Source organism: Microbacterium sp. KSW4-4 (assembly GCF_023091185.1).
In the GTDB taxonomy this organism is placed as follows: domain Bacteria; phylum Actinomycetota; class Actinomycetes; order Actinomycetales; family Microbacteriaceae; genus Microbacterium; species Microbacterium paraoxydans.
In genome coordinates this window covers 636,174-657,273 of the sequence record NZ_JAHWXJ010000001.1, presented here as the reverse complement: position 1 = coordinate 657,273, position 21,100 = coordinate 636,174, and the positions used below count along the sequence as shown (strand labels likewise).

Below are 21,100 nucleotides of genomic sequence, written 5' to 3'. Positions count from 1 at the left end.
GTCCGGCGCCTCCTGTGGATACGCTGGGAGGCATGCTGCGCATCATCCTGACCGTCGTCTGGCTGCTGCTCTCCGCGTGGCTCGTGGTGTGGGTGGGGGAAGGCCTGTTCGGTGTGAACCAGCGCGAGTCGATCCTCCCCTTCGCGAGCGATGACGGCCTGGGCGGACCGATCGTGATCGGCGTCGCCTGGGGCCTGCTGCTCACCTTCGGCGGATCGATGTCGGGTCTGGCGCGGCGCAAGAAGGTCCGCGGGCCGGCGCAGATCGGCGTCGGCACCGTCGTCGAGATGTCGCGCACCGGCGTGACCGTGAACGACGTGCCCCAGTACGACCTCTTCATCCGGGTCAGCCCCAGCGTCGGCGACGACTTCATCGGACAGCTGCGCATGCTGCTCGACGCCGGTGACGTCGGAGCGCTGCAGGTGGGGCAGCCCGTCCCCGTCCGCTACAACGTGGACGACCCCGACACCGTCGAGCTCGCTGACCTCAGCGACCCGAGCGTCCGAGAGGCGATGCTGCAGTGGCGCATCGACCGCGGCCTCATCGACCCGTCCCAGGTCCGCGCTCGTACGACGGGGACCCAGGTGCCCGCGTCCGTCGTCGAGGTGCGTCCGACCGGACGGCGCCGCGAGGGGCAGAGCGAGCTCGCGCTGAAGGTGCTCGTGGCCCCCGAAGGAGCAGAGCCGTGGGAGGCCGACACCACCGTGTTCGTCTACCCGCAGGCCGTATCGCGCCTGCAGGTGGGGGCACCGATCTGGGCGTTCTACCGGCGTGAGGATCCGCACACGGTCGCCGTCACCATCGAGAAGGAGCCGGCACGATGAACCCCCTCGACACGCTGATGTGGCTGGTGAACTTCCCGGCCGCGCACGGCTACGCGATGGTCTTCATCGCGGCGTTCTCGATCCTCGGGCTGTTCGCGGTGTCCGCGCGGGGAACGACCGGAGGCGGCTCGCTGCGGGCTGTCCGCGAGCGGGAAGGGCTTGTTCCGGCGGGCACGCGATCCAGCGGCAGCATCGGCGGCTCCGTGGTCCGCGTGTTCTTCCGCGTCCTGGCCTTCGTGATGCTCGGCTCCCTCATCATCGGCATCCTGAGCCTGACCGGTGTCCCGGTGACCCGCGCGTACATCTTCGAGAACGGTCGTCCCACCACCGGCACGGTGGACGGGGACTGGGTGACGTTCACGGCCGCGGACGGCACCGAATACACGCTGGAGAGCGACTTCTTCACTCCGGCCGTGTACCCGGACCGTGACGCGTGGCTCCCGAGTGGGGCACCGGTGGTCGTCCGATACCTGCCCTCGCATCCGCAGGCCTTCGTCATCGACAGTTCGCAGATCCCGGACTGACGTCGGCGAGGGCGCGTAGGGTGAAGACATGTCGCGCATCCTCGTCTTCGGCGGCCACGGCCGCATCGCCCTGCTGCTCGCCCCGCTCCTCGTGGCCCGCGGTCACGAGGTCACGGGGGTGATCCGGAACCCCGATCACGTGTCCGAGGTGGAGGAGAGCGGCGCGATCGCTCTCGTCGCCGACATCGAGACCATGGACGTCGACGCCCTCACCGAGATCATCCGCGGGCACGACGCGGTGGTGTGGTCGGCCGGTGCCGGGGGCGGGAGCCCCGAGCGCACCTACGCCGTCGACCGGGACGCGGCGGAGCGGACCATGGACGCGGCGGAGCGCGCGGGTGTGCGACGCTACGTCATGGTGTCGTGGATCGGCTCCACGTCCGATCACGGCGTGCCGGAGGACGACTCCTTCTTCCCGTACGCCGATGCGAAGTGGGCCGCAGACGAGCACCTCCGCGCTTCCGGCCTCGACGGGACCATCCTCGGCCCTGGCACGCTGACCTTCGACGACCCGACCGGACGCATCCGCATCGACCCGGAAGGGCGCGGCGAGGTCTCCCGCGCCGACGTCGCGGCGGTCATCGTCGCGACCCTGGAGGATCCGGGCACGATCGGGCGCACCATCCGCTTCGGCAACGGCGACGAGGAGACCTCGGTGCCGATCGCCGAGGCGCTCGCGCGCTGAGAGCGATGAACCGGGGCTGGTCACGGGTGCGGCGAGGCGTAGGCGCCGCGCTCGTCCTGCTCGCCCTCACGGGAGGTGCCTGGGTGTCGGCGGCTGCACAGTCCAGCCCGGAGCCGGCTGCCGAGGCGGTGTCGGTGCAGGCTGCAGAACCTGACGCGATCCGGGAGCAGGCCGCCGCCCTCGTCGCGGACATGAGCACGGCGGATCAGGCGTCATCCATCGTGATGGGACACATCGGCGGGACCGATCCGGCGGCGCTACGCGACTACATGAAGTCGGGGCTCGGAGGCTTCATCCTCATGGGTGGGAACATCCCGGCGACGGAGGAAGAACTCCGCGCACTGACGGCCGCGCTGACGATCGACCCGGCCCTCCCGCCGCTGATCGCCGTGGACCAGGAGGGCGGCATCGTCTCGCGACTGCCCTGGGACGCCTTCCCAGCGTCGACGACCCTGAAGAGCCGTCCGGTCGCCGAGACCTCGGCGGCCTTCGCGGCCCGCGGCGCGCTCGTCGCTCGCGCCGGGATCACCGTCGACTTCGGCACCGTCGCCGACGTCCCGGCGGACCGCGGCTCGTTCATCTTCGGGCGTGCCCTCGGCACCGATCCGGAGAGTGCCGCCGACCGCACCGCGGCGGCGACCGCAGCCCAGGAGCACTTCGTCGCGTCCACGCTCAAGCACTTCCCCGGGCACGGAGCGGCGCCGGGAGACTCCCATCACGCGATCCCGAGCACCGGCATGACGAAGGCGGCGTGGCGTGAAGGGGACGGCGCCCCGTTCGCCGCCGGCATCGAAGCCGGCGCCTCGTTGCTCATGTACGGCCATCTCGCGTACACCGCCGTGGACTCCCGTCCGGCGTCGCTCTCCGCGGAGTGGCATCGCATCGCGCGGGAGGAGCTCGGCTTCGAGGGTGTGGCCGTGACGGACGACCTCGGCATGCTGCTGTCCTCGGGGGATCCGGCATACGCCGACCCCGTCGCGAACGGCGTCGCCGCGGTCGCGGCCGGCAACGACCTCGTGCTCATGATCGCGGGGTCCACGGCGCAGACCGCGACCGAGATGGCCGCGGGGATCGCCGCGGCCGTCGACGCCGGGACGCTCCCCGCCGAGCGTCTGGAGGACGCGGCGACCCGTGTGCTCACCCTGCGTCTGGAGCTCGCCGCAGCGTCGTCGTCGTGGGCCGTCTGTGGGGACTGCACTGCCCGCTGACGCTCAGGCTGCGGCGCGCTCGTCCGGGCCGAGCCAGGCGGTGAGGAGGGAGGCGCGGAGGGCGGCGCCGCGGTCCGCGAAACCGCGCTGGCGCCGGACGTACTCGGCCTTGCCCTCCGGCGTCTCGATGCGTACCGGTTCGACGTCCCACGCCGACAGGTCGTAGGGGGCGGCCTGCATGTCGAGCAGCCGGATGTCGCGCGCCAGCTCGAACGTGTCCAGCAGCAGTTCGCCGGGGATCAGCGGGCCGAGTTTCATCGCCCACTTGTACAGGTCCATGCCGGCGTGCAGACAGCCGGGCTGTTCGAGGAGGGGCTGATCCTCTCTCGTCAACGCCGCCCGGTTGCGAGGCACCGCCTCCGGAGTGAAGAACCGGAAGGCGTCGAAGTGCGTGCAGCGGAGATCGTGCGCCTCCACCACGGCATCCGTGCCCGCCTGCCCCAGCCGGAGGGGGACGGCATGCCGATGCTCTGCGGCGCGGTAGACCATCGCCCATTCGTGCAGACCGAAGCAGCCGAACTGCCCGGGACGGGAACCCGTGCGGCGCAGCATGAGGGCGACGAGGCGAGCGAGCTCCGGCTTCTCGGCGGCGAAGCGCTGGGCGTCGGGGATCGCGCCGCCGGGTGACATCCCGGGGGAGTACCAGCGCCATGTCACTCGCTCGGATGCGTCCTGCAACTCCACGCCCGCCCCCGGGTGCCACCGCCGGAGCTGCGCGGGCTTATAGCCGTAGTAGGTGAAGAGGAAGTCCCACACCGGGTGCTTCTCGCCGCGCGCCACACGGTCTCGGTGCTCGGCCGTCAGCGCGTCGGCCCGTTCCCGATGCGCGTCCTCGCGCCGGAGCCAGTCGTCACGCCTGAGGATCATGTCAGTGCAGGATGCCGGCATCGCCGAGCTGGTCGCGGAGGCCGGCGCCGTCCTCTGCACTCACCCAAGGAGCCTCGTCAGCGTCATGCGATTCCATCTCGGCGCGACCGCCGGCGAGCACCGCCTCCGCGGGCAGCAGCCGTCGGATCGCGACACCCGCGACGGAATCCGGGTACTCCTCCTGGAACTGCGTGTAGATGGCCTCGTCGTGCTGGCCGTCGTCGCCGATCAGCAGCCATTTGACGTCCGGGAACTCGGTCGCCAGCCGACGGAGGTTCGTGAGCTTGTGCTCGCGGCCGCTGCGGAACCAGCGATCGTGCGTAGGACCCCAGTCGGTCAGCAGCAGCGAGCCTGCGGGGAAGAGGTGCCGACCGAGAAACCGTGACAGGGTGGGCGCGACGTTCCAGGCGCCGGTGGAGAGATAGATCATGGGGGCACCGGGGTGCTGCCGGAGAAGCTGATCGAGCAGCACCGCCATCCCCGGCACAGGAATGCGTGCGTGCTCGTCGACGACGAACGAGTTCCAGAAGGCGATGAAGGGGCGGGGGAGCGCGGTGACCATGACGGTGTCGTCGACGTCCGAGACGACGCCGAACCGGGTGGTTTCCGCGACGATGAAGGCCCGGGCCTCGATGGGTTCCTGCCCCTCGACGGAGATCGTGAAGGTCTGCCAGCCGGGCTCGAGATCGGCGCGGATGACGGTGTCGATGACGCCACCGCGGTCGGCGACCACCCGATGCGTGCTGTCGCCGACATGCACGTCGACGGAGGCGAAGCCGACAGGGATGCCGACGAAGCTGCGCCAGCCGCGGATGCTCGCCGGTTCCCCGTCGCGACCGCGGCGCTGCGGCGGGACGATGAGCACACGACCGAGCACACGGACCCATCCGGGGCCGCCGTAGCCCGGGAAGGGCAGCACGGTGGCGTTCCGGCCGCGGCGGCGCGCTCGTCCCTCGCGCCACACGTGCAGGCGGTGCTCGAGACGGGCGAACCAGTGGATCCTGGGCGCCGGGGGTGCGGGGGCCATTGCCTCAGTCTTTCACGTCGGCGTCGGACTCCGCCGCCGGGGCCTCCAGATGACGCGCCTCCAGGCGGTGCAGCAGCCGCTTGCCCAGGTAGGCGAGCACGAGGAACAGGGCGATGACCCCGACGAACAGGTAGCCCGCGAAGTGCACGCGGTCGACGAGCTCACGGAAGCTCCCGGCCGCCAGCGAGGTCACGCTCACGTACGCCGAGGCCCAGATGATGCAGGCCGGGGTCGTCCAGGCCAGGAAGCGCCGGTAGGGGTACTCGCTCATCCCCACTGTGAGAGGGACGAGGGAGTGGAGGACCGGGAGGAAGCGGGAGAGGAAGATGGCGATGCCGCCGCGACGTGCAAGGTAGTTCTCCGCGCGGACCCAGTTGTGCTCCCCGATCCGCCGCCCGAGCCAGGAAGCACGGATGTAGGGGCCGAGCCAGCGGCCGAGCCAGAAGCCGATGCTCTCTCCGATGAGGGCGCCGACGACGACGGCCACACCCATCGCGATGCCCTCCAGGGGAGTAGCGACGCCCATCGAGGCGATGATGACGATCGTGTCGCCCGGGACGATGAGGCCGATGAGGATGCTCGTCTCCAGCATGACGGCGAGACCCGCGACCAGAGTGCGCGTGACCGGATCGATCGACTGCACGGTGTCGAGGAGCCAGAGCAGGAGGTCGTCCACCCCATGAGGATACGGGAGCGGCCCGGTCCTAGGCTGGAAAGGTGCCCGACCGCCTGACCCCCCGACCGCTGCCGTCCTGGGTGGCTCCGGAGCGTGTTTTCGCGATGATCGCGCAGCAGCAGGCGGATGTGTTCTGGCTCGATGCGGGCGCTGACGCCGCCGAGGGATGGAGCTTCCTCGGCACAGGGGTCGCCGAACAGCTCCCGGAGGACGTGCGCCTGGATGCCGGGCCCGTCGAGGCGGGGATGCCGCCGTTCCGTGGGGGATGGGTGGGCTGGCGCGACTACGAGAGCGGAGCCGTCCGCGCGGGGGCTCCGGTCGCCACCGACCCGGAGCCGGAAGCCCGGACGTGGCTGCGCGTGACCAGGGCCGTGGCGGTCGATCATGCCGCGCACCGCCTGTGGCTTCTGGCCCCGGAGGGGGAGTCGCGTGAGGGGGAGCGCTGGCTGCAGCCCCTTCTGAGCGACGCCGGCCCGGAAGCGCTGACGCCGCGGGTGGTGGAGGATCGTCACGCCGCCGAGGCCCGCCACACCCCTGCCGCATACGAGCAGCTCATCGACCGCTGCCGCGACCTCATCCACGCGGGCATCGCGTACCAGCTCTGCCTCACGACGCGGTTCACCGTGCCGGGGACCCATGACCCCGTCGCCGTGTACGAGCGGCTGCGGGCGGCGACTCCCGCCCACCATGGCGGATTCCTGCGCATCGGGGGACGTGCGCTCCTCAGTGCCAGCCCCGAGCAGTTCCTCCACGCCGCCGGTGGCGTCATCCGCACCCGTCCCATCAAGGGGACCCGCCCTCGAGGCGCCGACGCCGTGACCGATGCCGCGCTCGCCGCAGAGCTCGCCGCGGATCCGAAGGAGCGGGCCGAGAACGTGATGATCGTCGACCTCATGCGCAACGACCTCTCCCGGGTGTGCGTGCCGGGGTCGATCCGGGTCGAGGGGCTCTGGGAGGTCGAGAGTTATCCGGCCGTGCATCAGCTCGTCAGCACCGTCAGCGGCACGGCCGCGGAGGGGACCACGGTCGGGGCGCTGCTGGAGGCCGCATTCCCCGCCGGAAGCATGACTGGAGCGCCGAAGCTGTCGGCGATGACGCAGCTGCACGAGCTCGAAGGCGGCCCGCGCGACATCTATGCCGGTTGCTTCGGCTACATCGGCGTGGACGGTGCGCTCGACCTCGCGATGGTGATCCGCAGCATCGTCGTGGACGAGGAGGCTGCGTTCGTCGGCGCCGGTGGCGGGATCACCTGGGGATCGGTGCCCGCGGCCGAAGTGCGTGAGGTCGCCACGAAGGCCCGCGCCCCTCTCGCGGCGCTCGGCGCGGAAATGCCCGCCACCTGGCGTTCCGATATCCTGAACTGATCCCGTTTTTCCCTTCAGATTGGTCGTGCGTTCGTTGTCCGAGAACATGTCCACCGCTCCCGTCGACGAGGAGTTCTCCTCGCCGCACGCCATCCAGGCCAAGTGGCAGAAGTACTGGGCGGAGCACGAGACGTTCCTCACGGGCGGAGACGACGACACCCGGCCGCGGCGCTATGTGCTGGCCATGTTCCCGTACCCCTCTGGCGACCTGCACATGGGGCACGCGGAGAACTACCTCTACTCCGACATCGTCGCCCGCTTCTGGCGTCACCGGGGCCACAACGTCCTGAACCCGATCGGGTGGGACTCCTTCGGGCTGCCGGCGGAGAACGCCGCGATCCGCCAGGGTGCTGACCCGCGCGAGTGGACGTACCAGAACATCGCGCAGCAGAAGGTGGGCTTCCAGCAGTACGGCGTCTCCTTCGACTGGAGCCGGGTGCTGCACACGTCCGACCCCGAGTACTACCGCTGGAACCAGTGGCTGTTCCTGAAGATGTACGAGCGCGGCCTGGCGTACCGGAAGAAGAGCCCGGTCAACTGGTGCCCGAACGACCAGACCGTTCTGGCCAACGAGCAGGTCGTGGATGGGCGCTGTGAGCGCTGCGGCTACGAGGTCGTCAAGAAGAAGCTCACCCAGTGGTACTTCCGCATCACCGACTATGCGGACCGCCTGCTCGACGACCTGAACCAGCTCGAGGGGTTCTGGCCGCACAAGGTGCTGCAGATGCAGCGCAACTGGATCGGCCGTTCCGTCGGCGCCGATGTCGACTTCCGCATCGAAGGCCGCGAGGAGCCGGTGACGGTGTTCTCGACCCGTCCGGACACGCTGCACGGTGCGACGTTCTTCGTCGTCGCGCCCGACGGCGACCTGGCCGCCGAGCTCGCCGCGGAGGCCGAGCCCGAGGTGCGCGAGCGCTTCCAGGCCTACCTGGCCGAGGTGCAGAAGACCACGGACATCGATCGGCAGTCCACCGACCGTCCCAAGACGGGCGTGTTCCTGGGCCGCTACGCGATCAACCCGGTCAACGGCGAGAAGCTCCCGATCTGGGCTGCCGACTACGTGCTGGCCGACTACGGGCACGGCGCCGTCATGGCGGTCCCGGCGCACGACCAGCGCGACCTGGACTTCGCACGCGCGTTCGATCTGCCGGTCAAGGTCGTCGTCGACACCACCGCTCCGGTCACCGGTGCCATGCCGGTCATCGAGGTGGACGAGGACGGCGTCCCGATCGATGCCGATGCCGCGCTCGACGAGCGGAACCCGGCGAAGACCGGCGTCGCGCTCACCGGCGAGGGGCGCATGATTAACTCCGGTCCGTTGAACGGACTGTCGAAGCGCAACGCGATCGCGCGCGCCATCGAGCAGCTGGAGGCCACGGGGACGGGGCGAGCGGCGAAGAACTATCGCCTGCGTGACTGGCTGATCTCGCGTCAGCGTTTCTGGGGGACGCCGATCCCGATGCTGCACGCCGAGGACGGCCGGATCATCCCTGTGCCCGAGGACCGGCTGCCGGTGAAGCTGCCGAGCGTGGAGGGTCTCGATCTCAAGCCGAAGGGCACGTCGCCGCTGGGCGGCGCGGAGAGCTGGGTACGCACGACCGACCCGGAGACCGGCGACCCGGTACTCCGCGATCCCGACACGATGGACACCTTCGTCGACAGCTCCTGGTATTTCCTTCGGTTCCTGTCGCCGAACAGCGACACGCAGGCGTTCGACCCGGCCCAGGCGGCACGCTGGGCACCGGTGGACTCGTACATCGGCGGTGTCGAGCACGCGATCCTGCACCTGCTCTACGCCCGCTTCATCACGAAGGTCCTCTTCGACATGGGGCTGATCGACTTCACCGAGCCGTTCTCCAACCTGATCAACCAGGGCATGGTGCTGCTGGACGGCCAGAAGATGTCGAAGAGCAAGGGCAACCTGGTGCTGTTCCAGGAGGAGCTCGACGCCCACGGTGCCGATGCGCTCCGCGTCGGTCTGGCGTTCGCCGGTCCGGTGGAGGACGACAAGGACTGGGCGGATGTGTCGACCACCGGTGCGCAGAAGTTCCTCGCGCGCGCCCTGCGGATCGCGCACGAGGTCTCCAGCCCCGTCGACGTGGTCTTCGACGGAGGCGACGCGGCGCTGCGCCGTGCGACGCACAAGCTGCTCGCCGAGGCGCCCGCTCTGGTCGAGCAGACGAAGTTCAACGTGCTCGTCGCCCGTCTGATGGAGCTGGTCAACGTGACCCGCAAGACGATCGACGGCGCTGCCGGTGCTGCCGACCCCGCCGTCCGTGAGGCGGCGGAGACCATCGCCGTCATGCTCGACCTCATCGCCCCGCACACCGCGGAGGAGATGTGGGAGATCCTGGGACACGAGCCGTCCGTCGGACTCGTGTCGTGGCGCTCCGCCGATCCGGCGCTGCTCGTCGAGGACACCGTCACCGCGGTCGTGCAGATCGGCGGCAAGGTGCGCGCGCAGCTCGAGGTGCCGGCACGCATCGGCGAGGCCGAGCTCGAGGCGCTGGCGCGCGCCGATGAGCGCGTCATCCGGTCGATCGGCGATCGCGAGATCGTCAAGGTCGTCGTGCGGGCCCCGAAGATCGTCAGCATCGTCGTCAAGGGCTGAGTGCCCGGCGTTCTCCGCGGTTTCGCCGACCCCGGCGCGAAGCGGTGATCCCCGGACCGGGTTGCGACCAAGAACGGCCGTCCTCCACGACGAGTCCCTTCTGAGCGTCTCTCCACGGTCGCTGTGTCCGGCTCCGGGAGGCGGTGGGCGCGGAGCTTAGGGTGTCCGGATGACCTCGTCCCCGCCTCCAACTCCTCCGCCCCGTCGGGGGCTCCGCCTCGGGCTCGGCGCGGCGGTCGTGCTGACGATCGTCGCGCTCTCCACCGCCGTCGGCCTCGGCCTGGTGCAGGGGCAACCGTCGTCCGTCGAGGCCGTTCCGTTCGCGGAGAGCTCGGCGTCGGTCGAGTCCGCGCCCGCGGAGATCTACGTGCACGTGCTCGGCGCGGTCGAGCACCCGGGCCTGTATGTCCTGCGCACCGACTCCCGGGTCGTCGATGCCCTCGCGGCCGCCGGCGGGTCGACGGATGCCGCCGACCTCGTGGGTGTCAACCTCGCCCGACGGGTCGAGGACGGGGAGCAGATCCTGGTCCCGGTCGTGGGTGCCGTCGCCGATCCGTCGGCGCCGCCATCCGGAGACGGGACCATCGATCTGAACACCGCGGATCAGGCGGCTCTGGAGGAGCTCCCGGGAATCGGACCGGCGCTGGCCGAGCGTATCGTCGCGTGGCGCGAGGAGAACGGTCGGTTCCGCACGGTGGACGATCTCCTGGCGGTGCCCGGGATCGGGGAGAAGGTCTTGGAGGGGCTGCGCGACGGGGTGCGCGTGTGACAGTCGCTTACCCCTGGGGATCGCAGGTCAGCGTGGCATCCGTGATCACCTGGGTCGCCAGGTCCCGCTCGGACTCGAGCGGATCGCGTCCGTCGACCAGGAGCTGGACGCTCTCATCGGACAACTCGGAGTCGTAGACGTACTGCCCGACGCAGGGGTAGAAGTCCGGCATGTCGTCATAGGTGGTCAGGCCGTTCGACCGGTTGATCTCCTCCGCGGACGCGCCGATCTCCTCAGGTGTCGGACGGCTCTCACTGGCGCTGCTCGGCGCGTCCGATGGCTGGGCGCTGGCTGGGGGCGCGCTTTCGGCGGGCAACGAGTCGTTCAGCGCCGACGAGGCCAGCACGAGCGACACGATGAGCACGATGACCCCGATCACGGCGCCGACGACCGACACGACCATGCCGACGATCGACGGCCACTTCGCGGCGTTCTTCGTGAACAACCCGATCAGCGACACGACGAACCCGGCGAACAGGATCACCGCGCCGACCACGAACAACACGGGGATGAAGGCGAGAACGGCGCCGAGGACGGCCAGGCCCAGCCCGATGAACCCGAGGACCGGCGTCGGCCGAGAAGCAGCGTCAGGGACCTGTTGCGCAGGGGCGGCCGACCCGTATGTCGGCGCCTCGGGATGAGGCGGCGAGGGATTCGTCGGAGCCGAAGGGGGAGCGTAGGCGTCGGTCCACCGTGCTCCGTCCCACCACCGCTGGCGCCCGGAACCATCGTCGTACCACCCAGCCGGGACACTCATGCGCTCTCCTCCTCGTCGCGGCAGCGTCCGCCGCGCGCGAGTACCCAGGCTACTCAATCGCTTCCGACGAGGTCGTCACCGCGTCCGACGCCGGCGGTCTCCTCCATCGGAGAAGTGCTCCTCCACACCCTGACCTCCAGGGTCGTTGTCCTCTGCTCGTGCGGCGGTGGTCGCGGCGGGCGGAGCGGGCACCGGCGCGACTCTAGGGTGATCCGATGCATGAGAGGCAGCGTTCGTCCCTGGGGTCCGAGGAGGGATCGGCGTGACGCGCGATCTGCGCCTGCTGCCGGTGGCGGTCGGTGCCTGGGGTGTGGCCCTGGTCTGCGTGTTCGTGCCGGGGGCGGCGGCGTGGGTGGCGGGTGGATGCCTGGCGGCCGCGGGGATCATCGGCGCCGCTCTGGCGATCCGGCGCCGCGCAGTCGCGACGATCGGGGGACTGGTCATCGTGGTTCTCGCGACGGCGGCGGCCGTGGCGTTCACCGTGTTCGCACAGTCCGCGGGCCGTGACGCCGTGCACGCGTGGGGAGGCGGAGCCGTCGAAGCGGTCGGTGAAGTCTCGTCCTCGGCGTCCGTGGGACGCGATGGGCGTCTGTGGATGGACGTGCAGCTGAGCGGCATCGGTGCGCTCGGGGCCGTGGCGCCGGCGGCCGGTCCGGTGCGCATCGGCATCGAGGAAGGGGAGGGGTTCGTCCTCGGTGCGCAGGTGCGGGTGACCGGAGAGAGTGCTCAAACGGACCCGGGAGAGCGGGCCGTGCTCGTCGTCTTCGTCACCGCGGGAATGGTGGAAGGGTCGGCACCTGGCCTCTTCGGATTCGCTGCCGACCTCCGCCGGTCGTTCGTCGAGCGCGCGACACGGCTCCCGGAACCCGGCGCCGGACTCCTCCCGGGGTTGGCGGTGGGCGACACCACCGCCGTGCCCGCTGCGGTCGACGTCGACATGCGCACGAGCGGCCTCAGCCACCTCACCGCCGTGTCCGGGGCGAACTGCGCGGTCGTCGTCGCTGCGGTCTTCGGGATCGTGGCGTTGAGCGGCGGGACGCGAGCGCTGCGGGTCGTGCTCGCCGCCCTCGCCCTGGCGGCCTTCGTCGTACTCGTGACACCGGAGCCGAGCGTCATCCGGGCCGCCACGATGGCCGCGGCGGGCATGCTGTCGATCCTCGTCGGGCGGCCGAGCGCAGGCGCCGGAATCCTGGCCCTGTGTGTGGCCGTACTCCTCGTCGCCGATCCCTGGCTGGCGTCGACCCCGGGATTCGCGCTGTCCGCCGTGGCCTCCGGGGCCCTCATCCTGCTCGCCCCGGCGCTGGCGAACGGGATCGGGCGCTGGCTGCCCGGTCCGCTCGCCCTGGCGATCGCCGTGCCTCTGGCGGCGCAGCTCGCGTGCGCGCCCGTGATCGCGTTGTTCGCGGAACAGCAATCGCTCGTCTCGGTCGTCGCGAACCTCCTCGCCGAGCCGGCCGCGCCGATCGCCACGGTGATCGGGCTGCTCGCCTGTCTCGCTGCGCCTCTCCCACCCGTCGCGGATCTGCTCGCCGCGTGCGCCTGGCTGCCGTCGGCGTGGATCGCGACCGTCGCGCATGTCACTTCCGGGCTCCCCGGCGCTCAGGTGCTCCTCCCCGCGGGTCTCGGGAGCGCTGCCCTGGTCGCGCTGGTGAGCGTCGCGATCGCCATCGTGTGCTGCCGCGGAAGACCGCGCCCGGACGTCGTGACGTTGCGCTCTCGTCCGCGGGGGACATCGACGTCCGGCGGCGTCCTCACCATCGTCCGATGCGTGGCGGCCGGCGTTCTCATCGTCGTGGCGTCCGTCGGCACCTCCCGCGCGTTGGTCGACGGTCCGCTCGCTCCGCTCGTGACGCCGCACGGGTGGGCGATCGCCGCGTGCGACGTGGGCCAGGGCGACGCGATCCTGGTGCGTTCGCAGGACGCGATCGCCCTCATCGACACAGGTCCGGACCCGGCGGCGCTCGACGCATGCCTCCGCTCGCTGAGCGTCGATCGCATCGACCTGCTCGTGCTCACGCACTTCGACACGGACCACGTCGGGGGTGCGGCTGTGCTCGAAGGGCGAGTGGACACCGTGCTGCACGGACCCCCCGCCGATGACGCCGATGCGCGCGTGCTCGACGACCTGGCGCGGGCGGGCGCTGCCCTCCGGGCAGCCGGCGCCGGAGACCGGGGCGCTCTCGGCGAAGCGTCATGGCGAGTGCTCTGGCCGCGGAAGGGCAGCGTCGCCTTCCCGTCGGGCAACGATGCGAGCGTCGTCACCGAGTTCGCCGGGGGAGGCGTGCCCCGTGCCCTGTTCCTCGGCGATCTCTCCGCGGTCCCGCAACGCGCGCTGTTCCGCGGTACGCCGTTGACACGATACGACGTGGTGAAGGTCGCCCATCACGGGAGCGCTGACCAGGAGCCCGCCCTCTACGAGGCTCTGCAGCCGAGCGTGGCGCTCATCACGGTCGGCGCGGGAAACGACTACGGGCACCCGCGTCGGGAGACCCTGGAGATGCTGTCGGCTCTCGGCGCGCACGTCTACCGCACCGACCACGACGGCCGCACCCTGCTCGGCATCGAGGACCATGCCCTCCGAGTCTGGACCGACGTCGCGCCGCCCTGAGGCGGGTGTCCGACGCCGCCGGTAGGCTGGTCCCATGGCAGCTTCCCGTCCTCCCTCCCGCGGCGGCGCGAAGGCCACGAAGATCCCGCAGGTGTCGTGGCGGGAGCCTCATCCCGCGCCGTTGGTGCTCGTATCCGGGCCGGAAGAAGTCTGCGCCGAGCGCGCGATCGCCGGGGTGCGCGACTACCTCCGTGCCGAGGATCCGGCGCTCGAGGTCAGCGACGTGCGTGCCGACGACTACGCTCCCGGCACGCTGCTCTCCCTGACCTCGCCGTCGCTGTTCGGAGAGCCGCGACTGGTCCGCGTGTCCGGCGTGGAGAAGTGCTCCGACGCGTTCCTCCAAGAGGCCATCGGGTATCTGGAGAACCCGCAGGAGGGCGCGACCGTCGTTCTGCGGCATACCGGAGCCAGTGTCCGCGGGAAGAAGCTCCTCGACGCCCTCCGCGCGGGGACCGGCGGTGGGATCGAGATCGCCTGCCCCGCCATCAAGCGCGACGGCGACCGGGTCGACTTCGCGGCGGGGGAGTTCAAGGCGGCCAAGAAGCGCATCGCTCCGCCGGCACTCCGAGCGCTCGTCTCGGCATTCGCCGACGACCTCACCGAGCTCGCCGCTGCATGTCAGCAGCTCATCGGCGATGTCGACGGTGACATCACCGAAGAGGTCGTCACCAAGTACTACGGCGGCCGGGTCGAGGTGTCGGCGTTCGTCGTCGCCGACACCGCCATCGCCGGTCGCTACGGGGAGGCTCTCGTGGCGCTCCGCCATGCCCTGTCCTCCGGTGCGGACCCGGTGCCGATGGTCGCCGCGTTCGCGATGAAGCTGCGCACCATGGCGCGCGTCGCCGGCAATCGTGAACCCAGCAGGCAGCTCGCCCAGCGCCTCGGGATGAAGGACTGGCAGGTGGACCGCGCGCGGCGCGACCTGGCGGGCTGGAACGAGCGCTCCCTGGGAATGGCGATCCAGGCGACCGCGCGCGCCGACGCCGAGGTCAAGGGTGCGGCGCGCGACCCCATCTTCGCGCTCGAGCGCATGGTGACGGTCATCGCCACCCGTGAACCGTTCGGGGGCTAGGGCTCTCGCCTCCCGGAAAGCAGAAAGCCCGCCTCACGAGGAGACGGGCTTTCCGGAAGTCAGAAGCTCAGAGAGCCGCGACCTGCTTGGCGATCGCCGACTTGCGGTTCGATGCCTGGTTCTTGTGCAGCACACCCTTGCTGACGGCCTTGTCGAGCTTGACCGAGGCCTTCTTCAGGCTCTTCTCTGCTGCGGCCTTGTCGCCGGCGGCGACGGCCGCGCGGGTCTGGCGGACGAGAGTCTTCAGCTCGCTCTTCACGGCCTTGTTGCGCGCGTGAGCCTTCTCGTTGGTCTTGTTGCGCTTGATCTGCGACTTGATGTTTGCCACGTGTGGACGCTTTCTGTACAGGAGTTATTCGGAGTGCCGGCAGCAGAAGAGGGCTGCTGCACGGCGGTCGTGAGGGAAGAACCCACACGCAAGCCAAGAGTCGAGTCTACCAGCACCGGATGGGATCGTGCGAAACGACACCGACCGGACGAGACGCCGTCGCGCGGAGGGTGGGACCGGGTGCAGAATCATCCTCAACGACGACGACGTCAAGGAGCCCGATGACCCCCCTCAGCACCGACCCGACCGCGCGTGCGCGGCTCCGCTGGTCCGCCGCCACCTCAGCCATCCAGATCGAGGGTTCCCGCCGTGCCGACGGAGCGGGCCGGTCGATCTGGGACGACGAGATCGCGAAACCCGGACGCATCCGCGACGGCTCGACGGCGGAGCCAGCCTGCGACAGCTATCGCCGTGTGGCGGATGACGTCGCCCTGGCAGCCGGTCTCGGACTCGATCGGTACCGGTTCTCGATTCCCTGGGCGCGCGTGCAGCCGGACGGACGCGGGCCCGGGAACGTCGCGGCGCTGGACCATTACGCCCGCGTCATCGATGCTCTGCTGGAGGCCGGAGTCACGCCGTTCCCGACGCTCTATCACTGGGAGCTGCCGAGCCCGGTCGAGGCCGACGGCGGCTGGCTCGCTCGCGACACCGCCGAACGCTTCGGGGAGTACGTCGCCCTCGTCGCCGCCCGCCTCGGAGACCGGGTGTCGTCCTGGTACACCCTGAACGAGCCCGCCATGACCACCCTGCAGGGCTACGCCGTCGGCGCGCTCGCACCCGGCAGGCAGCTCCTCTACGGTGCGCTCCCGACCGCCCACCATCAGCTGCTCGCCCATTCCCGAGCCGCTGACGCGCTGCGACACCAGGGTGCGGAGAGCGTGGGGCTCGTCAACAACCACACCTGGGTCCTGCCGCTGCGGGACACCGAGGAGGATCATGCCGCAGCCGCGGTCTACGACCTCCTGCACAACCGGCTGTTCAGCGAGCCGCTGCTCTCCGGGACGACACCGGACCTGGAGGCGCTCGGGCTTCCGCCGCTGCCCATCCTCGGTGATGACCTCGCACGCATCGCGGGATCGATCGACTTCTACGGCGTGAACTTCTACAACCCGACGACCGTCACCGCCGCCGCTTCCGGGAACGACATCCCGTTCGAGATCGTGCCGACGCCCGGAGTCCCCGTCACCGGGTTCGGTCCCGAGTGGCCGATCATGCCGTCCGCGCTGCGTGCTCTCCTGATCGACCTGCACCGCCGCCACCCGGACATGCCACCGATCGTCATCGGAGAGAACGGAGCTTCCTTCCCGGAACCCGAGGTCGCCGGTCCTGTGGAGGACATCGACCGGATCGCCTACCTCTCCGCGCACATCGACGCGGTGGGCGAGGCCATCGACGCCGGCGTCCCCGTCGAGGAGTACACGGTCTGGTCGCTGCTCGACAACTAGGAGTGGACGGACGGCTACACGCAACGGTTCGGTCTCGTTCACGTGGACTTCTCGACGGGGGAGCGCACCCCGAAGGGCTCCTACGGCTGGTATCGCGAGCTCATCGGGGGCGCTCGTGCGGCCCGCGACGCCGAGGCGGCACGAGCGTGAGCGGTACCTCGGGCGTCGCCACCCGCAGGGCGGGCCTGCGCTGGATGTCGTTGTTCACCCTCGCCTGGCTCGCCATCTGGACCGTCCAGCTCACCCCGGTCCAGCTCCTCCTGCCGCTGCAGCTCGACACTCCGGAGGACGACTGGATCCGTGGCGTCGTCTCCTCCGGGATCGTGCTCGGAGTGGGTGGCCTCGCCGGTGTCGTCGCCGGGCCGCTCGCCGGAGCGCTCTCGGACCGCGCCCGTGCCGGCGCGCACCGGCGTCGCCCGTGGGCTCTCGGCGGTGTCGTGCTCACCGCCGCGTGTCTCGTGCTCACCGGATTCGCCGAGGGACCGTGGGCGGTCGGCGCCGGCTGGATCGGCGTCTCGATCGGTGTCGCCGTCTCCTCCGCCGCGTTCACCGCTCTCATCGCCGACCAGCTCCCGACGACGCAGCGCGGCGCCGCCTCCGCCGCGGTCGGTTCGAGCCAGGCGGTCGGCATCGTTCTAGGGGTCGGGCTGGTGGTGCTGCTGGGCCTCGACATCGTCGCCGGGTATCTGCTCCTCGCCGGCATCATCGCGGCGGTGGGCATCGCCGCGGCGCTGCTGCTGCCGGACCCGCCGAGCACCGAAGCGCTCCGTCCCCAGCGCATCGGGCGTCCCCGCCTGGCGTCGCTCCGCGACCGCGACTTCGCCTGGATGCTCTCCGGCCGGCTCGTCACCAACATCGGCAACGCTCTCGGGACGGCCCTGTTCCTCTTCTTCCTCCTCCACGGCCTCGGCCAGGAGAGCGCGACCGCACAGGACAACCTCCTGCTTCTCATCGTCGTCTACACCGTCTTCGTCGTGCTCGCCTCGGTGATCACCGGGATCATCTCCGACCGCACCGGCGAGCGGCGTCGACTCGCGGTGGCGGCCACGGTCGTGCAGGCGGCATCGGGCGTGGTGATCGTGGCCCTGCCCACCTTCGAGATGACGATGATCGCCGCCGCGCTCATGGGCGTCGGCTATGGTGCCTTCTCGACCGTGGGACTCGCGTTCGCGGCCGATCTGCTCCCGGATGAGCAGGACCACGCGCGCGATCTCGGCATCGTGAACGTGACCGCCGCCCTCGGCCAACTCATCGGGCCCGTCCTCGGAGCCGGGCTCGTCGCGCTGGCCGGCGGGTTCTGGCTCGTCTTCCTCGCGGCGGCTGTCCTGTCGCTCGTCGGGGGAGCGCTCACCGCCGCCGCGCGGCCCCGAGTGCTCTCAGCCTGACGCCGTGCGCTGCTCGATCGTCGCGATCGCGAGCGCGAGGACGGCATTGAACACCCGCGGGCGCATGGCCGTGAGAAGGTGCGTGGTCCGCGGCACGACGATGAGCTCGGCCTCGGGGGCCAGACGCCGGAACAGGGGCTCGTTCAAGCGGAGCTGATCGTACTGGCCGTTCACGAACCACAGGGGTACGTCGATGCGGGGGACAGCGGCGGCGACGTCCAGAGCGGCGAGGCTGCGGAGCGTCTGGTCCTGGATGTCGAGCGCATAGCCGCCGGCGGCGAAATCACCGCGATTCTCCTCGGGGATCGTCGCAGCGAGCATCCGCTGCGTCAGCCACATGCCACGGTCGGGCAGGGAGTCGACCGCCCTGGCGAACAGTCGGTATGCACGCAGCCCCGCGCCGCGGGGCAGCGAGGTGCACGCCGCGGCGATGAGTCCGTCGACGGGGGGAGGCTCCGCGCCACCGGTGTATGCCAGGGAGAGCAGCCCGCCCATCGAGTGCCCGACCAGCAGGACGGGGCCCCGCTCTGCGGCGGCGCGGACGGCGGCGTCGATCGTGTGCAGCGCCTCGTGGAGGGTGAAGTCCTCGTCCATCCGGCTGCCGTGGCCGGGGAGGTCGACGGCGGTGACGGGGAGCTCGCGTGCCTCCAGGTACTCGATCTGCGACCGCCACATGGTGGCCGACGTGCGGATGCCGTGCACGAGGACGGTCTGGACGGTCACGCCTTCAGCATAAGGAAAGCGGGGCCGGTGGATGAACCACCGACCCCGCTTCGACACGAGAGGGCCTTCACTTCAGGCAGATCGCGCGCATACCTCCGATGAAGCACGTCTTGGTGCCCATCTTCCCGCCGCCGCCGTCGCCCTGCGGTATGGGCTTCACGACCGCGCCTGCCGAGACACCAGACCCCAACACCATGACGGCCGCAACGCCAAGGGCGAGCACTCCCGCGCGAATCTTGTTCTTCATCGATCCTCCGATCTCGTTTCCGGCCACTCGTTTCGGAAGCCCCCGGCGGAGCCGGGACCTCCCCGCCGAAACGGAGACCATACCTTTCGCGCGACGACGATACACGAAGCGGGGCCGGTGGATGGACCACCGACCCCGCTTCGACACGAGATGTGTCAGAGGATGTTACTTCTCCCAGCCGACGTTCTCGACCGGCGTGATGCCGAACAGGTCGAGACCCACGTAAGGCTCCGGGGTCAGGTTAGCCAGACCCTCCTGAACCGTGTAGATCTGCGGGCCGTTGTACAGCGGGATGAGACCCCAGCGCTTGTAGATCTCGGGCTCGAGCTCCATGGCGGCCTTGGTCTGCGCCTCGGGGTCGCTCTGCGACTCGACCTTGTCCTTGATCTCCGCGTCGAGCTCGGCGTCACCGACACCCGACAGGTTCAGACCGGAGTCCGAGCAGTAGAGCTGGCAGAACCAGGCGGCACCGAACGGGTCGGACGAGGTGAAGCGGAGTCCGGAGACGTCCCAGTTCTTCGAGGTGTAGTCGTCGGAGAACTGGCTGGCGGGACGCACATCGACCTTGACGTCGATGCCGATCTCCTTCTCCTGCGCCTGCAGCGACTGCGCGAGCGCCTTGGCGGTCGCGGTGTCGTTCCAGATGGGGTAGACGACGGAGAGCTTGACGCCGTCCTTCTCGCGGATGCCGTCCGAGCCTTCGGTCCAGCCGGCCTCGTCGAGGAGCTTCTTGGCGCCCTCGACGTCGAACTCCCAGCCGGCGGCCTTCATCGAGTCGGTGTAGCCGGGCTGGAAGGAGAACAGGGTGAGCGAACCGGCCGGGTCCTCCTCGTAGCCGAGGCCGTTCCAGGCGATCTGCTTCTGCTGGTCGATGTTGATGGCCTTGAAGAACGCCTCACGGACCTTGACGTCCTCGAACTGCGGCTTCGTCGCGTCGACCTGCAGGATGGTGTTCGCCGTCTGCTGTGCGCGGTAGACGACCGCACCGTCGACGTCCTTGACCTGGTCGATGAGCTCCTGAGAGCCCGTCTCCACCATGTCGACCTCGCCGTTCTTGAAGGCGTTGACGCCAGCCTGGCCGTCCATGCCCGTCATGGTGACCTTGTCGAGCAGCGGAGCGTCGCCCCACCACTCGGGGTTCGGCTTGAAGGAGATGTAGCCCTTGTTCGCGTCGAACTCGTCGACGGTGTACGGGCCGGCACCCCACTCCGGGTGCGGGTTGTCGATCATCGCCTCGTTGAAGACGTCCGGGTCGGCGAGGGCCGGGTGGATCACGCCGCCGTTGAACGGCATCTGCGGCCAGGCGAACTCGCCCTTGAAGGTCACGATGGCCGTCTTGGGGGAGTCGCCCTGCTCGACGGACTCGATCTCCTTGTAGCCGTCGGTCGCGTTCGGGTTGAAGCCCTCGTCGTAGGAGCGGTTGGCCTTCCACGTGGCATCGATGGCGGTCCAGTCCATGTCGGTGCCGTCGTTCCAGTGGGCCTCGTCGGTGAACGTGAACGTCAGGACCGTCTTGCCGTCCTTGACCTCGTTCTTCCACTCCGACAGGTAGTTGTCGTTCTTGTACTGCGTGCCGTCCGGCTCCATCAGGATCAGCTGCGGCGTGTACCACGCGGCGATGCGGGCGGTGTCCGCGCTGCCGTCGCTGTTGAATGCGTTGAGCTGGTCGGGGACCTCGCGGATGGCGAAGTTGACCTCGCCGCCTTCCTTCAGGTTCTCGCGGGGCTGCGGGTTGTAGTTCGCCATCTCGACTTCGGCAGCTTCGCCGTTGTCGCCGCTGTTGCCACTGCCGCCGTTTCCGGCAGCGCACCCGCTGATCGCGAGTGCGAGAACGCCGGTGAATGCCAGCGCTCCCATCAGCTTGTACTGCTTCATGGTGCTCCTTTCGCCTTACGGCGTGTCATAAAGGGAAGAATAGTTCGAGCCTCATACCGGTACGCCGCCGTGCGGTGAATGGCGCCTAACCGTTATCGGACGGTG

At 69.9% G+C, this 21,100-nt stretch carries 18 protein-coding genes and 1 pseudogene; 11 read left to right on the top strand and 8 right to left on the bottom strand.

Features of this window, described 5'->3' with window-relative positions; translation table 11 throughout:
• The first annotated feature begins 32 nt into the window (after positions 1 to 32).
• Genes KZC57_RS03300 through KZC57_RS03285 form a run of 4 tightly spaced genes read left to right on the top strand, consistent with a single transcriptional unit; the run spans position 33 to position 3,241 of the window.
• A complete protein-coding gene (locus KZC57_RS03300) occupies positions 33 to 824 on the top strand; it encodes a hypothetical protein (RefSeq protein ID WP_105949975.1) in 792 nt (263 codons plus the stop codon).
• The gene (locus KZC57_RS03295; protein ID WP_247641034.1) at positions 821 to 1,348 is read left to right on the top strand and encodes a DUF3592 domain-containing protein; all 528 of its coding nucleotides are present in this window, start codon (positions 821 to 823) and stop codon (positions 1,346 to 1,348) included. Before KZC57_RS03300 ends, KZC57_RS03295 begins: the two co-directional genes overlap by 4 nt.
• 28 nt (positions 1,349 to 1,376) lie before the next feature.
• A complete protein-coding gene (locus KZC57_RS03290; RefSeq protein WP_247641033.1) occupies positions 1,377 to 2,033 on the top strand; it encodes an SDR family oxidoreductase in 657 nt (218 codons plus the stop codon).
• Between the two features lie 26 nt (positions 2,034 to 2,059).
• Positions 2,060 to 3,241 carry a glycoside hydrolase family 3 N-terminal domain-containing protein gene (locus KZC57_RS03285; protein WP_247641032.1) on the top strand — a complete coding sequence of 394 codons (1,182 nt, stop codon included), beginning with the start codon at positions 2,060 to 2,062 and terminating at the stop codon, positions 3,239 to 3,241.
• Between the two features lie 3 nt (positions 3,242 to 3,244).
• Here KZC57_RS03285 and KZC57_RS03280 read toward each other — a convergent pair whose 3' ends face one another.
• From KZC57_RS03280 to KZC57_RS03270, 3 genes are read right to left on the bottom strand one after another with little or no spacing between them, the layout of a single operon-like run.
• Positions 3,245 to 4,108, bottom strand: a complete 864-nt coding sequence (locus KZC57_RS03280; RefSeq protein ID WP_247641031.1) for a 3-methyladenine DNA glycosylase — start codon at positions 4,106 to 4,108, stop codon at positions 3,245 to 3,247.
• Position 4,109: 1 nt separating this feature from the next.
• Positions 4,110 to 5,135 carry an App1 family protein gene (locus tag KZC57_RS03275; RefSeq protein ID WP_247641030.1) on the bottom strand — a complete coding sequence of 342 codons (1,026 nt, stop codon included), beginning with the start codon at positions 5,133 to 5,135 and terminating at the stop codon, positions 4,110 to 4,112.
• Positions 5,136 to 5,139: 4 nt separating this feature from the next.
• Entirely contained in the window at positions 5,140 to 5,811 is a 672-nt protein-coding gene (locus tag KZC57_RS03270) for a DedA family protein (RefSeq protein WP_025104953.1), read from the bottom strand.
• A 41-nt stretch (positions 5,812 to 5,852) separates the two neighbouring features.
• Here KZC57_RS03270 and KZC57_RS03265 point away from each other — a divergent pair, with 41 nt between their 5' ends.
• The 3 genes from KZC57_RS03265 to KZC57_RS03255 all read left to right on the top strand — a co-directional run bounded on the left by KZC57_RS03265 (position 5,853) and on the right by KZC57_RS03255 (position 10,555).
• Positions 5,853 to 7,175, top strand: coding sequence for an anthranilate synthase component I family protein (locus KZC57_RS03265; RefSeq protein WP_247641029.1), 1,323 nt, complete (start codon positions 5,853 to 5,855; stop codon positions 7,173 to 7,175).
• Positions 7,176 to 7,221: 46 nt separating this feature from the next.
• Positions 7,222 to 9,786: a leucine--tRNA ligase gene (leuS, locus tag KZC57_RS03260; RefSeq protein WP_247641028.1), complete on the top strand. Its 2,565-nt coding sequence runs from the start codon at positions 7,222 to 7,224 to the stop codon at positions 9,784 to 9,786.
• A 169-nt stretch (positions 9,787 to 9,955) separates the two neighbouring features.
• Entirely contained in the window at positions 9,956 to 10,555 is a 600-nt protein-coding gene (locus KZC57_RS03255) for a helix-hairpin-helix domain-containing protein (protein ID WP_247641027.1), read from the top strand.
• A 7-nt stretch (positions 10,556 to 10,562) separates the two neighbouring features.
• Here the strand turns inward: KZC57_RS03255 and KZC57_RS03250 are convergent, their stop codons facing one another.
• Complete coding sequence (locus KZC57_RS03250) at positions 10,563 to 11,312, bottom strand: DUF2510 domain-containing protein (RefSeq protein WP_247641026.1); 750 nt, start codon at positions 11,310 to 11,312, stop codon at positions 10,563 to 10,565.
• A gap of 262 nt (positions 11,313 to 11,574) precedes the next feature.
• Between KZC57_RS03250 and KZC57_RS03245 the strand changes: the two genes are divergently transcribed.
• Positions 11,575 to 13,920, top strand: coding sequence for a ComEC/Rec2 family competence protein (locus tag KZC57_RS03245; RefSeq protein ID WP_247641025.1), 2,346 nt, complete (start codon positions 11,575 to 11,577; stop codon positions 13,918 to 13,920).
• 34 nt (positions 13,921 to 13,954) lie between these two features.
• Positions 13,955 to 14,992, top strand: coding sequence for a DNA polymerase III subunit delta (holA, locus tag KZC57_RS03240; protein WP_071329524.1), 1,038 nt, complete (start codon positions 13,955 to 13,957; stop codon positions 14,990 to 14,992).
• 67 nt (positions 14,993 to 15,059) lie between these two features.
• Here holA and rpsT read toward each other — a convergent pair whose 3' ends face one another.
• Positions 15,060 to 15,320 carry a 30S ribosomal protein S20 gene (rpsT, locus tag KZC57_RS03235; RefSeq protein WP_060921459.1) on the bottom strand — a complete coding sequence of 87 codons (261 nt, stop codon included), beginning with the start codon at positions 15,318 to 15,320 and terminating at the stop codon, positions 15,060 to 15,062.
• Between the two features lie 119 nt (positions 15,321 to 15,439).
• Between rpsT and KZC57_RS03230 the strand changes: the two are divergent.
• Both KZC57_RS03230 and KZC57_RS03225 read left to right on the top strand, forming a co-directional pair.
• A pseudogene (locus tag KZC57_RS03230) lies at positions 15,440 to 16,915 on the top strand (glycoside hydrolase family 1 protein).
• The gene (locus tag KZC57_RS03225; RefSeq protein WP_247641024.1) at positions 16,912 to 18,150 is read left to right on the top strand and encodes an MFS transporter; all 1,239 of its coding nucleotides are present in this window, start codon (positions 16,912 to 16,914) and stop codon (positions 18,148 to 18,150) included. The pseudogene KZC57_RS03230 and the gene KZC57_RS03225 overlap by 4 nt, the downstream one beginning before the upstream one ends.
• Here the strand turns inward: KZC57_RS03225 and KZC57_RS03220 are convergent.
• The 3 genes from KZC57_RS03220 to KZC57_RS03210 all read right to left on the bottom strand — a co-directional run bounded on the left by KZC57_RS03220 (position 18,142) and on the right by KZC57_RS03210 (position 20,995).
• Positions 18,142 to 18,873 (bottom strand): alpha/beta fold hydrolase, encoded by a 732-nt coding sequence (locus tag KZC57_RS03220; RefSeq protein ID WP_247641023.1) that lies wholly within the window; start codon positions 18,871 to 18,873, stop codon positions 18,142 to 18,144. The genes KZC57_RS03225 and KZC57_RS03220 overlap by 9 nt on opposite strands.
• 67 nt (positions 18,874 to 18,940) lie before the next feature.
• Positions 18,941 to 19,120, bottom strand: coding sequence for a hypothetical protein (locus KZC57_RS03215; protein ID WP_060921463.1), 180 nt, complete (start codon positions 19,118 to 19,120; stop codon positions 18,941 to 18,943).
• 165 nt (positions 19,121 to 19,285) lie between these two features.
• On the bottom strand, positions 19,286 to 20,995 hold the full coding sequence (locus KZC57_RS03210; RefSeq protein ID WP_060921464.1) for an ABC transporter family substrate-binding protein: 1,710 nt from the start codon (positions 20,993 to 20,995) through the stop codon (positions 19,286 to 19,288).
• Positions 20,996 to 21,100: the final 105 nt, after the last annotated feature.